The organism is Brevundimonas sp. RM1, assembly GCF_052907225.1.
The window spans coordinates 165,464-178,610 of sequence record NZ_JBRERY010000004.1; the positions used below are offsets into that span (position 1 = coordinate 165,464).

At 66.0% G+C, this 13,147-nt stretch carries 14 protein-coding genes and 1 tRNA gene; 9 read left to right on the forward strand and 6 right to left on the reverse strand.

The window, feature by feature from the left end; all coding sequences use genetic code 11:
* Window positions 1-217 precede the first annotated feature (217 nt).
* Window positions 218-309 (forward strand) — tRNA-Ser (locus ACU5AP_RS06330).
* Between the two features lie 23 nt (window positions 310-332).
* Here the strand turns inward: ACU5AP_RS06330 and ACU5AP_RS06335 are convergent.
* On the reverse strand, window positions 333-515 hold the full coding sequence (locus tag ACU5AP_RS06335; protein ID WP_128720204.1) for a hypothetical protein: 183 nt from the start codon (window positions 513-515) through the stop codon (window positions 333-335).
* A 198-nt stretch (window positions 516-713) separates the two neighbouring features.
* On the opposite strand from ACU5AP_RS06335, the gene ACU5AP_RS06340 reads away from it, so the two are divergent.
* Both ACU5AP_RS06340 and ACU5AP_RS06345 read left to right on the forward strand, forming a co-directional pair.
* Entirely contained in the window at window positions 714-1,019 is a 306-nt protein-coding gene (locus ACU5AP_RS06340) for an SCP2 sterol-binding domain-containing protein (RefSeq protein ID WP_024354161.1), read from the forward strand.
* A gap of 76 nt (window positions 1,020-1,095) precedes the next feature.
* On the forward strand, window positions 1,096-2,298 hold the full coding sequence (locus ACU5AP_RS06345) for an acyl-CoA dehydrogenase family protein (protein ID WP_128720203.1): 1,203 nt from the start codon (window positions 1,096-1,098) through the stop codon (window positions 2,296-2,298).
* Between the two features lie 13 nt (window positions 2,299-2,311).
* On the opposite strand, the gene ACU5AP_RS06350 is transcribed toward ACU5AP_RS06345, so the two are convergent.
* Together ACU5AP_RS06350 and ACU5AP_RS06355 are read right to left on the reverse strand one after the other, a co-directional pair.
* The gene (locus ACU5AP_RS06350; protein WP_046654165.1) at window positions 2,312-2,512 is read right to left on the reverse strand and encodes a hypothetical protein; all 201 of its coding nucleotides are present in this window, start codon (window positions 2,510-2,512) and stop codon (window positions 2,312-2,314) included.
* 59 nt (window positions 2,513-2,571) lie between these two features.
* Entirely contained in the window at window positions 2,572-3,183 is a 612-nt protein-coding gene (locus tag ACU5AP_RS06355; RefSeq protein WP_223850864.1) for a sigma-70 family RNA polymerase sigma factor, read from the reverse strand.
* A 196-nt stretch (window positions 3,184-3,379) separates the two neighbouring features.
* On the opposite strand from ACU5AP_RS06355, the gene egtB reads away from it, so the two are divergent.
* Window positions 3,380-5,545 carry an ergothioneine biosynthesis protein EgtB gene (egtB, locus tag ACU5AP_RS06360; RefSeq protein ID WP_128720202.1) on the forward strand — a complete coding sequence of 722 codons (2,166 nt, stop codon included), beginning with the start codon at window positions 3,380-3,382 and terminating at the stop codon, window positions 5,543-5,545.
* 77 nt (window positions 5,546-5,622) lie between these two features.
* Here egtB and ACU5AP_RS06365 read toward each other — a convergent pair whose 3' ends face one another.
* Window positions 5,623-5,856, reverse strand: coding sequence for a general stress protein (locus tag ACU5AP_RS06365; RefSeq protein WP_003165326.1), 234 nt, complete (start codon window positions 5,854-5,856; stop codon window positions 5,623-5,625).
* A gap of 185 nt (window positions 5,857-6,041) precedes the next feature.
* Between ACU5AP_RS06365 and ACU5AP_RS06370 the strand changes: the two genes are divergently transcribed.
* Window positions 6,042-6,338 (forward strand): hypothetical protein, encoded by a 297-nt coding sequence (locus ACU5AP_RS06370; protein ID WP_003165325.1) that lies wholly within the window; start codon window positions 6,042-6,044, stop codon window positions 6,336-6,338.
* A gap of 1 nt (window position 6,339) precedes the next feature.
* Here ACU5AP_RS06370 and ACU5AP_RS06375 read toward each other — a convergent pair whose 3' ends face one another.
* Window positions 6,340-7,041: an MBL fold metallo-hydrolase gene (locus tag ACU5AP_RS06375; protein WP_446680971.1), complete on the reverse strand. Its 702-nt coding sequence runs from the start codon at window positions 7,039-7,041 to the stop codon at window positions 6,340-6,342.
* 172 nt (window positions 7,042-7,213) lie between these two features.
* On the opposite strand from ACU5AP_RS06375, the gene tig reads away from it, so the two are divergent.
* The 4 genes from tig to ACU5AP_RS06395 all read left to right on the forward strand — a co-directional run bounded on the left by tig (window position 7,214) and on the right by ACU5AP_RS06395 (window position 10,967).
* Window positions 7,214-8,557: a trigger factor gene (gene tig, locus ACU5AP_RS06380; RefSeq protein ID WP_003165323.1), complete on the forward strand. Its 1,344-nt coding sequence runs from the start codon at window positions 7,214-7,216 to the stop codon at window positions 8,555-8,557.
* A gap of 102 nt (window positions 8,558-8,659) precedes the next feature.
* Window positions 8,660-9,565, forward strand: coding sequence for a hypothetical protein (locus ACU5AP_RS06385; protein WP_128720199.1), 906 nt, complete (start codon window positions 8,660-8,662; stop codon window positions 9,563-9,565).
* 112 nt (window positions 9,566-9,677) lie between these two features.
* Window positions 9,678-10,319 carry an ATP-dependent Clp protease proteolytic subunit gene (locus ACU5AP_RS06390; RefSeq protein ID WP_003165321.1) on the forward strand — a complete coding sequence of 214 codons (642 nt, stop codon included), beginning with the start codon at window positions 9,678-9,680 and terminating at the stop codon, window positions 10,317-10,319.
* 105 nt (window positions 10,320-10,424) lie between these two features.
* On the forward strand, window positions 10,425-10,967 hold the full coding sequence (locus tag ACU5AP_RS06395; RefSeq protein WP_128720198.1) for a cytochrome b: 543 nt from the start codon (window positions 10,425-10,427) through the stop codon (window positions 10,965-10,967).
* A 47-nt stretch (window positions 10,968-11,014) separates the two neighbouring features.
* On the opposite strand, the gene ACU5AP_RS06400 is transcribed toward ACU5AP_RS06395, so the two are convergent.
* Window positions 11,015-13,114, reverse strand: a complete 2,100-nt coding sequence (locus tag ACU5AP_RS06400; RefSeq protein WP_076222672.1) for a DNA topoisomerase IV subunit B — start codon at window positions 13,112-13,114, stop codon at window positions 11,015-11,017.
* Between the last annotated feature and the right edge of the window lie 33 nt (window positions 13,115-13,147).

Consider the following 13,147-nt stretch of genomic DNA (forward strand, 5'->3'; position numbering starts at 1 on the left):
GGGCGCGCGATTCGACCAGCGCTGCGCGATTCGCGCGTGCGCCTTCTGTCGCAGAGCCCAGAGTGTCAGCAGGAGTGATGGCCAAGTCTTTTTCCCGATATCGAGCAAAATGGGGTGCGAACCCCGTGTCACATGCCACTCTTATGCCGGGTTAACACAAAGGGCGTCAGTTCCGCATTGCGAAGCGTCGCGCGACTCGCTATCCACGCGGCCTGCCGGAGACGTGGCCGAGTGGCTGAAGGCAACGGTTTGCTAAATCGTCGTACCCTGTAAGGGGTACCGAGGGTTCGAATCCCTCCGTCTCCGCCAGATTTCTTTCCGAAAATCAGAAGTCAGCGCCGGCCCTCCTCAGGGGCGGCGGCCTTGGCGTCGCTGGGGCGGCGCACGGCGACGCCGTGCTGTCGCAGGATGCGCCGGGCGACCTCGGGGGCGCCGATCATGGGCAGGGGTTGGCCGAAGTGCTCGCGCCACAACTGGTCCAGGCGAACTTCCTCCGGGGTGAGCAGACGGGTCATTGGCGAGTCCTTGTTACGCAAGCGCGCAACTTCTAGGCCATCTCGACGGGGCTGAACGCAAACTCATGTAAGCTGGACCACAGGTGATGGAACCGGCGCCGTAGGGGCTTCCTGGCCTGACCTTCCCTTGCGTGATCTTGGCGCCGCCCGGCGCGCGGGTTAGGCGTGTGGTTCAACTTCTCAACGGGAGAGACGCACATGGCCGATCTGGCCCTCGCCACCGACAAGATCCGCGCCGCCGTCGGCGAAAACTCGGGTCTGGGCAAGACCGTGAAGCTGGACTTCGGCGATGACGGCAAGATCTTCATCGACGGCGCCTCGGCTCCGAACACCGTCAGCAACGACGACAAGCCGGCTGACGCCACCGTCTCGATCAAGTGGGACGACTTCGTCGCCCTGGCCGAGGGCCGTCTGGACCCGATGATGGCCTTCATGCAGGGCAAGCTGAAGATCGCGGGCGACATGATGATCGCCCAGAAGCTGGCGCCGCTGCTCAAGGGCTGACGGCGGGCTGAGGCTTGATGTTCGACGGCGCGGCTCCGACGGGGCCGCGCCGTTTTCATTTCGGGAGAGGCGTAAGATGGATTTCCGGCTGAGCGAGCGGGGCGAACACTGGCGCGAACGGGTGCGCCGTTTCATGGAGGCGGAGGTTCTGCCGCGCGAGGCGGAGTATCGCGCCCAGGTCCGCGCCGATCCCAAGCGCCAGCCGCCGGTGATGGAGACGTTGAAGGCCAGGGCCAGGGCCGAGGGCCTGTGGAACATGTTCCTGCCGGGCGAGCACGGGGCGGGGCTGTCGAACCTGGAATACGCGCCCATCGCCGAGCTGATGGGCCGAGCGCTGTGGTCGGCAGAGGCGTTCAACTGCAACGCGCCCGACACGGGCAATATGGAAGTCCTGCATATGTACGGCGACGCCGCCCAGCAGGAGCGGTGGCTCAAGCCCCTGATGGCCGGCGAAATCCGTTCGGCCTTCCTGATGACCGAGCCCGAGGTCGCCTCGTCCGACGCCACCAACATCCAGACCCGGATCGAGCGCGACGGCGACCACTATGTCGTCAACGGCCGCAAATGGTGGTCGACCAATATGGCGCACCCGAACGTCGCCGTGACCATCGTCATGGGCAAGACTGATCCCGACGCCGCCGTTCACCAGCAGCAGAGCCAGATCATCGTCCCGGTCGACACGCCCGGCTTTCGTGTCGAGCGGATGCTGTCGGTCTTCGGCTATGACGAAGCGCCGATCGGCCACGCCGAGGTGGTGCTGGAGAACGTCCGCGTTCCCGCCTCCAACCTGATCGCGGGCGAGGGGCGCGGCTTCGAGATCGCCCAGGGCCGCCTGGGGCCGGGCCGCATCCACCACTGCATGCGGACCATCGGCGCGGCCGAAAAGGCGCTGGAGCTGATGGTCGACCGCCTGCTCAGCCGGACCGCCTTCCGCAAGACCATCGCCGAGCATTCGGTGTGGGAGCAGCGTGTGGCCGAGGCGCGCACCAATATCGAGATGTGCCGTCTGCTGGTGCTGAAGGCCGCCTGGATGATGGACGAAGTCGGGGCCAAGGGCGCCAAGTCCGAAATCGCCCAGATCAAGGTCGCCGCGCCGCGCATGGCGCTGAAGGTCATCGACGACGCGATCCAGGCGTTCGGCGGGGCGGGGGTGTCGGGCGACACGCCGCTGGCCGAGCTCTACGCCATGGTGCGGACCCTGCGCATCGCCGACGGTCCGGACGAGGTGCACAACCGCACCATCGCCCGGCTGGAGTACGCCGCGCGGGCAGGACGCTAGGCTGTCGCTCGGCTCATAACTCGTCGCTGGGCGGACGCTTGTGGTGATGGTGGACCGAGGGCGAACTGAAGTCGCCGTCTACGATGTCGCCCAGATAGAGGTTGGAGCTGGCCTTGCTGGGCGGCGGCGGGGTGCGGCCGAACAGCCAATCCATGAGGCCGCGCTTGTCTGTGCGCGTGGGTTCGGGGGCGGGGGGGCGTCGCGGAGTCATCATGACGGACTCTCCTGAGATCGGGAATTGAACCCCTTCGCGGGTTCCTCCGTTCCACCCGCCTAGCTGTCGTCGCCCTCATTATTTTCTGCGCCGTCGAGCGGGAGTTCGTGCGCCAGAAGCAGGGCCAGGCGACGGCGGGCTCGGTTGACCCGGCTCTTGACCGTGCCCACGGCGCAGCCGGCGATGTCGGCCGCCTCCTGATAGGAGAGCCCCGCCGCGCCGACCATGATGATGGCCTCACGGTGTTCGGGCGGCAGGGTGTTCAGCGCATGTTGCAGCGCCGTCAACTCGGCGGTCCATTCCTGGTTGGCTTCTGAGGTCAGGCTCGCGGCGTGGCGGCCTTCCTCGTCGGCGACTTCGCGTCGGCGGCGGGCGGCGCCGGTGTACCAGCTGTTCCTCAGAATGGTGAACAGCCAGGCTCGCAGATTGGTCCCCGTCTCGAACCGCGCCCGGTGGGCCCAGGCCTTGACCAGGGTCTCCTGAACCAGATCGTCGGCGTCCGCGCGGTTGCGCGCCAGCGAAAAGCCGAAGGCCCGCAGCGCCGGTATCTGGCAGGCCAGCATGGCGCGCCAATTGGCCGGATCGGCCAGGTCCGGCGCCCGATCGATCGGGGGCGATGATGGCGGGGGCTCGATGGCGTTCGGCCCCTCGGGCATGCGGAGCTGGGGCATGCGTAGGGATCCTGAAAAACCTGCGCCGTGTCGGCGGTTGGACCGAATCAGAACGCCGCCTGGCTGCGACTGTTCCTGTGGAACGGGACGGTGAAGGCGCGCGCAGACGGGTTCTGGCCATGCGGAACCGCCTCGTCTCAGGCCGCATTCCTACGGGGTGACCACAGCGAACACTCACCCAGGGGCAGGCGGAAACATGGCCGGAACGCAGCGCAGACCGGCGTGCGCCGCCGGGGATTTGGAACGCTATCGTCGCGTGCGCGCGGTGATGCCTGCTCTGGCCGCCGCGCTGTCAGCCGAAGACCTGCAGGCCCAGTCGATGGCCCACGCCAGTCCAGGCAAGTGGCATCTCGGTCATGTTAGCTGGTTCTTCGAGACCATGCTGTTGGACAGGCCGGGCTATGAGCCATTCGATTCTCGGCTGAAGGAGGTCTTCAACTCCTATTATGAGGCGCTCGGCGAGCGCATTGGTCGAGACGAGCGGGGCCTGATGACGCGCCCCTCGCTGGCCGAGGTCATGGCCTATCGCGCCGAGGTCGACCGGCGGATGGAGGCGCGCCTGGCCGACGCCTCAGCGCCGATGGAGGGATTGGAGCGCTACCTGTTCGAGTTGGGCCTGAACCATGAGCAGCAACACCAGGAACTGTTCCTGATGGATCTGCTGCATCTGATGTCCCGCTCGCCGCTGGACCCGGCGGCCTATGATGTCGAGCCGCGCGCGGCGCCCTTGCAACCAGCGCGCGGCGGCTGGCAGGCGTTCGAGGGCGGTCTGATCGAGACGGGGGCCTCGGTCGAAGGGTTCGCCTTCGACAATGAACGGCCCGCGCATCGCATCTGGCTGGAGCCGTTCGCCCTGGCCGCCGATCTGACGACCAACGGCGACTGGTTGGCTTTCATGGATGACGGCGGCTACGCGCGGCCTGACCTGTGGCTGAGCGACGGCTGGGCCACGGTTCAGTCGCGTGGGTGGACCGCGCCCCTCTACTGGCGTCGAGCGGAAGGGCAGGGCTGGACGGTCATGACCCTGACGGGGCGACGGCCGGTCGACCCGGCCGCGCCCGTGCGCCATGTCAGCTTCTACGAGGCCGACGCCTTCGCACGGTGGTCGGGCCGGCGCCTGCCCACCGAGGCGGAATGGGAGCACGCCGCCCGCAGCCGTCCCGACGCCTTCTCCAACCTGGACAATGAGGCGTGGCAGTGGACCGCCAGCGCCTATGGCCCTTACCCCGGCTTTCGTCCGACCGAGGGCGCGGCGGCCGAGTACAACGGCAAGTTCATGGCCAATCAGATGGTGCTGCGCGGCGGCGCCTTCGCCACGGCGCCGGGACATGCGCGGCCGACCTATCGCAACTTCTTCTACCCGGATCAGCGATGGGCCTTTGCGGGCGTCCGTCTCGCCGCCGACGCTGGCGAGTGCGCCAGGTACGACGAGACCGACGACGAACACGAGGCCTTCCGCCGCGACCTGATCGCAGGCCTGGCGTCATCGCCGAAGAGTCTGCCGCCCAAATGGTTCTATGACGCCCGCGGGTCCGAGTTGTTCGAGGCCATCACCCGCCTGCCGGAATACTATCCGACCCGGCAGGAAGCGGCCCTGTTGCGCCGGGTCGCCCCGTACTGGGCCGAACGCTTCGGCGCCGACGCCGTGCTGGTCGAGCTCGGCTCCGGCGCCAGCGAGAAGACGCGCATCGTACTGGACGCCGCTCCTGATCTGGCGGCCTACGTTCCCATCGACATCAGTCCCACGGCGCTGGAAGAAGCGGCGGTCCGCCTAAGGCAGGCCTATCCGGCTCTGAAGGTGCTGCCGATCGTCGGCGACTTCGAGCATCTGGGCGTGCTGCCGTCCGAGGCAGGGCAGGGGCGGCGCGTCGGCTTCTTCCCCGGCTCGACCATCGGCAATCTGGCGCCGGAGACGGCGGAGGCCCTGTTGCGCGACATGCGCGACATGCTGGGACCGGACGCCCTGTTCATTCTGGGCGTCGATCTGATCAAAGAACCCTCGACCCTGATCGCCGCCTATGACGACGCCGAGGGGGTGACGGCCCGTTTCAATCTGAATGTTCTGATGCGGGCCAATCGCGACCTGGGCGCGGACTTCGACCTGGACGCCTTTGCTCATCGCGCCGTCTGGAATGAGGCTGAAGCGCGGATGGAGATGCATCTGGAGGCCCGTCGCCTCATGACGGTGCGGCTGGGCAAGCTGGTCTTCCGTTTGGCGCAGGGCGAGACGATCCACACGGAGAACTCGCGGAAATATGACGAGGCCCGCGTGCGCGCTCTGGCCGAGGCCGCCGGCTGGCGCGTCGAAGCCTTCGAGGTCAGCGACGCTCCGCGCGTGGCCTTGGCCCTTCTGGCCTGCTGACCGCAACCTTCTGTCAGGCAAAGAAAAACGGCGAGGTTTCCCACGCCGTCGAAGAGTTCTGAAGTCGATCGCGAGGATCAGCGTTTCGGCGGCGCCGTATCCTGCCCGGACTTGTTCCGTGCGCCGTGGGACGCTTCGCCGCCCTTGCGTCCGGCCTGGGCCGCGAGGGAGCGATCCTGAGAGAAGCTGCGCTTCTCGCTGGGGACGCTGGCGCCGCCCTTGCGGGCGATTTCGCGCTGACGTTCCGGGTCCATCGAGGCGAAGCCTCGCTTGGAAACACCGGAGCCGCGGGTGGGCTGACCTTCGGCCATTTCAGATGTTCCTTTCGTAGACGGTGGCGCTTGCGCAAAAGAACCCGGCGCCGGCGCGGAGGTTCCGAGAAAGGATTAAAACCCTGTTCGACAAATGGGGGCTGCGTGCGTCGTCCGGCTGCGGAACCGCGACGATTCCGGCGGGTTCATCGAGGCTCTGAGTGCAGAATTCAGGAGTTCAGCTCATGCCGGTTTCCAATGACCCGATCGCCCGCGCCGACAACGCGCCTTCGCCTGAGGACATCACCGAGGGCCGCTCGACGCGCAGCGACCGCCTTGAAGGGGCCGCCGATGAGATTCTGGCGGCGGGCGCCCGGCCGCGCCCCCTGCGTCAGGCGGTGCGCGAGGATGCGGCCGAGGTGCGCGACTGGGCGCGCCGTCACGGCTCGGAAGCCTGCGAGGCGATTCGCGACGAGCCGATCCGCATGACGCTCTATGCCCTGGGGATCGGCGTCCTGATCGGCCTTCTGGCTGCGCGTTGAACTAGGCTGGCCCGGAGGCGGGTCGGGCGATGGGCGCCGCCTTCATCGCCTGATCCGAGACGAACGGATTGGTCCTTCGCTCGGCCCCGAAGGTCGAATGCGGTCCGTGTCCCGGGACGAAGGTGACGTCATCGCCCAGCGGCCACAGCTTGGTGGTGATCGCCGTCAGTAGGGCCTGATGATCGCTGCGCGGGAAGTCGGTGCGGCCGACCGAACCCTGGAACAGCACGTCGCCGACCTGTGCGAAGCGGGCCTCGCGGTTGAAGAAGATCACGTGGCCCGGCGTGTGGCCGGGGCAGTGGAAGACCTCCCACCTCGTCTCGCCCAGCGTCAGCACGTCGCCGTCGTCCAGCCACCGCGTGGGGGTGAAGCTGCGGGCCTCGGGCAGGCCGTATTTCTGACCCTGCGTGGGAATCAGATCGATCCAGAACTGGTCCTCAGGGTGCGGACCCACGATGTCGAGGCCGGTCTTTTCCTGCATCTCGGCGGCGGCGCCGGCATGGTCCAGATGGCCGTGCGTGATCCAGATGGCGTCCAGCGTCAGACCGCGCCGCGCGACCTCGCCCAGAATGGCGTCGACCGAACCGCCGGGATCGATGACGGCGGTCTTTTTCGTCTGCGTGCACCAGACCGTCGTGCAGTTCTGCTGAAGCGGCGTAACGGGCGTGACGAAGACGCCGATGGGGGCTGAAGGCTGGCTCATGGGCCATCAGATAGCGGGCCGATGCCCACAAAGGAACCGCGTTGCGTTGACGTTTCGGCCCCTTCTCGACATAAGGGCGGGCTCCGAGGCGCCGCTCCCGAAAGGGGCGGCCCTGTTGCTTTATCCACCGCGCGCCTTCGTGGCGTCGCCACAGAGCGTCAGATACCCGACCATGCAAGTCGTCGAAAAGTCGAACGAAGGCCTCAGCCGCGTGATCGCGGTGACCATTCCCGCCGCCGAGCTGAATGAGAAGCTCGAAGCCCGCATTAAGGAAATGGCTCCCCAGATGAAGCTGAAGGGCTTCCGTCCGGGCAAGGTGCCGGCCTCGCACGTCAAGAAGACCTTCGGCCGTGACTTCATGGGCGAAATCATCAACGCCTCGCTGAACGAAACCAGCCAGGGCGCCCTGGAAGAGCTGAAGATCCGCCCGGCCGCGCCGGCCGAGATGAAGCTGACCTCGGACATGGACAAGGTCATCGCCGGTCAGGAAGACCTGGCCTATGAAATGTCGCTGGAAGTCATGCCGGAATTCACCCCGGTCGACCCCAAGACCCTGAAGCTGACCCGCCCGACCTATGAGGCCTCGGACGAGGATCTGGACGAGGCGCTGAAGGAACTGGCGTCGCAAGCCAAGTCCTACGAGGACAAGAAGGGCAAGACGGTCAAGGCCGCCGACGGCGACCAGCTGACCATCGACTTCCTGGGCAAGATCGACGGCGAGGCCTTCGACGGCGGCGCCGCCACCGACGCTGACCTGGTGATCGGCTCGGGCCGCTTCATCCCCGGCTTCGAAGAGCAGCTGAAAGGCGCCAAGGTCGGTGAAGAGAAGACCATCGAGGTCACCTTCCCGGAAGAGTACCAGGCCAAGCATCTGGCCGGTAAGGCCGCGACCTTCGACGTCACCGTCAAGGCCATCAAGGCCGAGGTCGAATCCAAGATCGACGACGAGTTCGCCAAGCGCATCGGCCTGGAGTCGCTGGACCAGCTGAAGGAACTGCTGAAGTCCAACCTGAACCAGCAATACGCCGGCGCCACCCGCTTCAAGCTGAAGCGCGCCCTGCTGGACGTGCTGGACGAAGGCCACGACTTCCCGCTGCCGCCGAAGATGGTCGACGCCGAGTTCGAAGGCATCTGGGCTCAGGTTTCGGCCGACAAGGACGCCGGCCAGCTACCGGAAGACGACGCCAAGAAGTCGGAAGACGAACTGAAGGCCGAGTACAAGAAGATCGCCGAGCGCCGCGTGCGCCTGGGCCTGGTCCTGGCCGAGATCGGCCGCGCCAACAACGTCGGCGTCTCGGATCAGGAACTGTCGAACGCCATCATGGCCGAAGCCCGCAACTACCCGGGCCAGGAGCGCATGGTGCTGGACTTCTACCGCCAGAACCCGAACGCCGCCGCCCAGCTGCGCGCGCCGATCTATGAAGAGAAGGTCGTCGACCTGATCGTCTCGGTCGCTGAGGTGAAGGACGAAGCCATCTCGAAGGAAGAGCTGCTGAAGGAAGAAGACGAGGGCTGATTGCCCCGTCTTACGGATCGGTAACTGTTGTTATCCCGGCTGGTCCGGCAAAAGGGAAGGGTCCGCTTCAGCGGACCCTTTTTTGATTCAGGATTCAGGTTGATGGCGTTTTGGACGATGATGGCCTTTGCGGTCGGCCTCACGGGTTCCGAGCTCTCGCAGGCGCAACCCCAGATGACTTCTGACCCGGATACGGTTCAGGTTGAAGATGTCGAGGTGGTCGCCACCCTCCGCGACGCCCAGTTGCGCGCACGCGTCGATACCTTCATCGAAAGCAATATGGCGCCGCCGGCTGGACGCCCCCTGGCGCGCTGGAGCAAGCCGGTTTGTGTGGCTACAGCGTATGTGGCGCCTCGGTATGCCCAGGCGATTATCGATCGTATCGCCTTGCGCATCATCGAGGCAGGAGGCGATGTCGCCGAGCCTGGCTGTAAGGTAGACGTGATGGTCGTCGGTACTGATGACGGTGCTGGCATGGCCAAAGCTCTGGTGAAGGACGATCCACGAGGATATCGTCCAGCTCGCGGATCTACCGACCGAGGAAGTGCTGCGTTGAACCGTTTCCAGGACGGAGTCGCTCCTGTCCGATGGTGGCATGTCAGCCTTCCGGTTAATGTCGATACGGGCGATCTGGCCGTGCGTCTCGATGGGGAGGACTACCCGGTAAACGCTGTACGGGAGGCGTCTCGTCTCCGCACTAATGTACGTGACGATCTGGCGCGCGTAGTTGTGATCGTAGATTTCAGCAAGACAAGCGCTGTTCGAATGAGCGCCTTGGCCGACTATGTGGCTTTTATTGCCTTGGCTCAGGTGAATCCGGATGGCAATCCTGCTGGGCAGGACACCATACTGAATCTATTTAACCGTCCGACAGAATTTACTGAGATGACGCGTTGGGATCGAGATTATCTCGCGGCCCTTTATAGGGCGCCCCCCAATCGATTCACCTTGCAAGCGCAGACTCGCGGTATCGCTGACGAAGTGGTTCGAGGGCGTCAGGATCGTTAAGCTGACTGAGGCAGCTGTCTTTGAGCCTTACGTCTTGCGTAGGCTGGAAGCGAACGCGATATGCTGAAGTGAAGGGGCGCGACTCAAGCGCGCCATGAATCCGAGAGACCCTATGCGCGATCCGATCGACTACATCTCCAACAACCTGGTGCCGATGGTGGTGGAGCAATCCAGCCGCGGCGAACGGTCGTTCGACATCTTTTCGCGCCTGCTGCGCGAGCGGATCATCTTCCTGACCGGTCCGTTCGAGGACGGCATGGCCTCGCTGATCTGCGCCCAGCTGCTGTTCCTGGAATCGGAGAACCCGAAGAAGGAGATCAGCATGTACATCAACAGCCCCGGCGGTCAGGTGACCTCGGCGCTCGCGATCTACGACACCATGCAGTACATCAAGTCGCCGGTCTCGACCGTGGTCATGGGCATGGCCGCCTCGGCCGGATCGCTGATCCTGACGGCGGGCGAAGCAGGCCAGCGCATCGCCCTGCCGAACGCGCGGGTCATGGTGCACCAGCCCTCGGGCGGCTTCCGCGGCACGGCCTCGGACATTGAGCGCCACGCCGAGGACATCATCGCCACCAAGCGCCGTCTGAACGAAATCTACGTCCAGCACACCGGCCGCACCTATGAAGAGGTCGAGCGCACCCTGGACCGCGACCACTTCATGACCGCCGAGGAAGCCAAGGCCTGGGGCATCGTCGACCACGTCTATGACAAGCGCACCCAGGCCGACGACGACGGCGTCAAGGCTCCCTAAGCCTTAGCCCGGCTTCGGCTGCGACAATTTGCGAGGCGGGATCTGGCGGCCGATTCCGCCTCGAATCGTGTTTGAGACTCGTTATCAGCAAAGGGGGCGCGCTTCATGGCGACGCAGTGGAGAGACGACGGCTTCCGGTATGGCGCCGTCACGCGCGGGCTGCATTGGGTCATGGCTCTGCTGCTGGCGTGGCAGTTTGCGGGCATGGCCGTGAAGGAGATCGTCGGCAAGGCGGCGATCACCGCCTTCTGGGTCGGCACGCACAAGGGGATCGGCGTCATCCTGCTGACTCTGATCGTGGCGCGCGCCCTGTGGGGCCTGTACAACATGAAGACGCGCCCGGAGCACGGCGGCGGCTTCTGGGGCCTGGCCGCCAAGCTCGGACATCTGGCGCTCTACGCCTTGATGTTGATCGTTCCGGCGTTGGCTCTGCTGCGGCAGTATGGATCGGGCAAGCCGCTGGACGTGTTCGGCGTGCGCCTGATCGAGGGCGGCTGGGCCGAGGTGCCGTGGATGACCGCGCCCGCTAACGCCGCCCACGGCCTGCTGGCCTGGGTGCTGCTGGCCGCCATCGCGGGCCATATCCTGATGGTGCTGGTCCACCGCTTCATCTGGAAGGACGACACCGTCGGCCGGATGGTCGGCTAGGGTGGTTCAGTCCGCCGTCGCCGAGAGGGCGACGGCGGAAGACGTCATCAGACGTCCAGGTCGGCCTGGGCGAAGCGGGCGTTTTCCTGGATGAAGTTGTAGCGGGCCTCAGCCTTGCGGCCCATCAGGCGTTCGACCAGATCCTCGATCTCTTCCTCGCTGTCGGGCAGGGCGATGCGGGCCAGAGTCCGCTTTTTCGGGTCCATGGTGGTCTCTTTCAGCTGAGAGGCCATCATTTCGCCTAGACCCTTGAACCGGCCGATCTCGGTCTTCTTGCCCTTGAAGGTCGTGGCCAGCAGCTCGTCGCGGTGCGCGTCGTCGCGGGCGTATTCCGACAGCGGACCCGCCGAAATCCGGTAGAGCGGCGGCAGGGCCATATACAGCCGCCCCTGACGGATCAGGTCCGGCATGGAGCGATAGAAGAAGGTGATCAGCAGGGCTGCGATGTGGGCGCCGTCGACGTCGGCGTCGGTCATGATGACCACGCGCTCATAGCGCAGGTCGTCGACGCTGAAGCGGCTGCCCGCCTGCACGCCCAGCGCCAGCATCAGATCGGTCAGTTCGACGTTGGCGCGCAACTTGTCCGCCGTGGCCGAGGCGACGTTCAGGATCTTGCCGCGCAGGGGCAGGATGGCCTGGGTCGTGCGGTCGCGCGCCTGCTTGGCCGAGCCGCCGGCCGAGTCGCCTTCGACGATGAACAGTTCGGTGCCCTCGGCGGCTTGCCGTGAGCAGTCCGACAGCTTGCCGGGCAGACGCAGCTTGCGGGTGGCGGCGGCGCGCTGGACTTCCTTGTCCTTGCGGCGACGCAGGCGGTCCTCGGCGCGGTCGATGACGAAGCCGAGCAGGGCGTTGGCCTGTTTCGGGCTTTCGGTCAGCCAGTGGTCGAAGGGGTCGCGCAGCAACTGTTCCGTCAGGCGCTGTCCCTCGGGCGAGGACAGGCGGTCCTTGGTCTGGCCCTGGAATTCCGGGTTGCGAATGAAGACCGAGATCAGGGCGCCCGCATTGGCGATGACGTCTTCGGCCGTGATCTGGGCGGCGCGCTTCTCGTTGATCAGCTCGCCATAGGCCTTCAGCCCCTTGACCAGGGCGGCGCGGAAACCCGCTTCGTGCGTGCCGCCGTCGGGGGTCGAGACGGTGTTGCAGTAGGAGGCGATGAAGCTGTCGGCGTCGCCGAAGCCGATCGGCGACCAGGTGACGGCCCATTCCAGCGCGCCGGCTTCGCCCTTGCGCTCTACACGTCCGGCGAAGACGGGGGTGACGGTCTCCAGTTCGCCCACGCGCTCGGCCAGGGCGTCGGCCAGGCCGCCGGGGAAGTGCAGCGTCGCCTGGGCGGGCGTCTGGTCGGTGATGCGCTCCGGCGCGCAGGTCCAGCGGATCTCGACGCCGCGGAACAGATAGGCCTTGGCCCGCGTCATGCGGAACAGGCGCGCGGGCTTGAAGGTCGCGCCGACGCCGAAAATCTGCTCGTCCGGCTTGAACCGGATCAGGGTGCCCTTCTTCTTCGAGGGACCGACCTGCTGGATCGGCGCCTGCACATGGCCGCGGCTGAAGGACTGGCGCCACTCGAAGCCGTCGCGCCAGACGGTGACGTCCAGGCTTTCCGACAGGGCGTTGACGACCGAAACGCCGACGCCGTGCAGGCCGCCCGAGGTCTCATAGGCCTTGCCCGAGAATTTGCCGCCCGAGTGCAGCACGGTCATGACGACTTCCAGCGCCGACTTGCCGGGGTGCTTGGGGTGGGGGTCGACCGGAATGCCGCGCCCGTCGTCGCGTACCGACAGATACCCCTCGGCGTCCAGATCGACGGTGATCAGCTTGGCGTGCTTGGCGACGGCTTCGTCCATCGCGTTGTCCAGCACTTCGGCGAACAGGTGGTGCAGGGCGCGCTCGTCCGTGCCGCCAATGTACATGCCGGGGCGTTTGCGAACGGGCTCAAGTCCCTCCAGCACCTCGATCGAGGAGGCGGAATAGCCGGTGGCGGCCGCCGTCGCGGCGCTGGCGTGGGACGTCAGCTCGACCTTGGGCTGATGCACGGGGGCCGGCGCCGGCTGGGGCGCGACCGGAGGCGTCGCCGCAGCGGGTGCGGGCGCAGGGGCGGCGGGCTTGGCCGGTTCGGCGTCGTCGAGATTGGAAAACAGGTCGTCCATCAGGGCATTTTGCGGCGATTCGGGGCAGGGTCT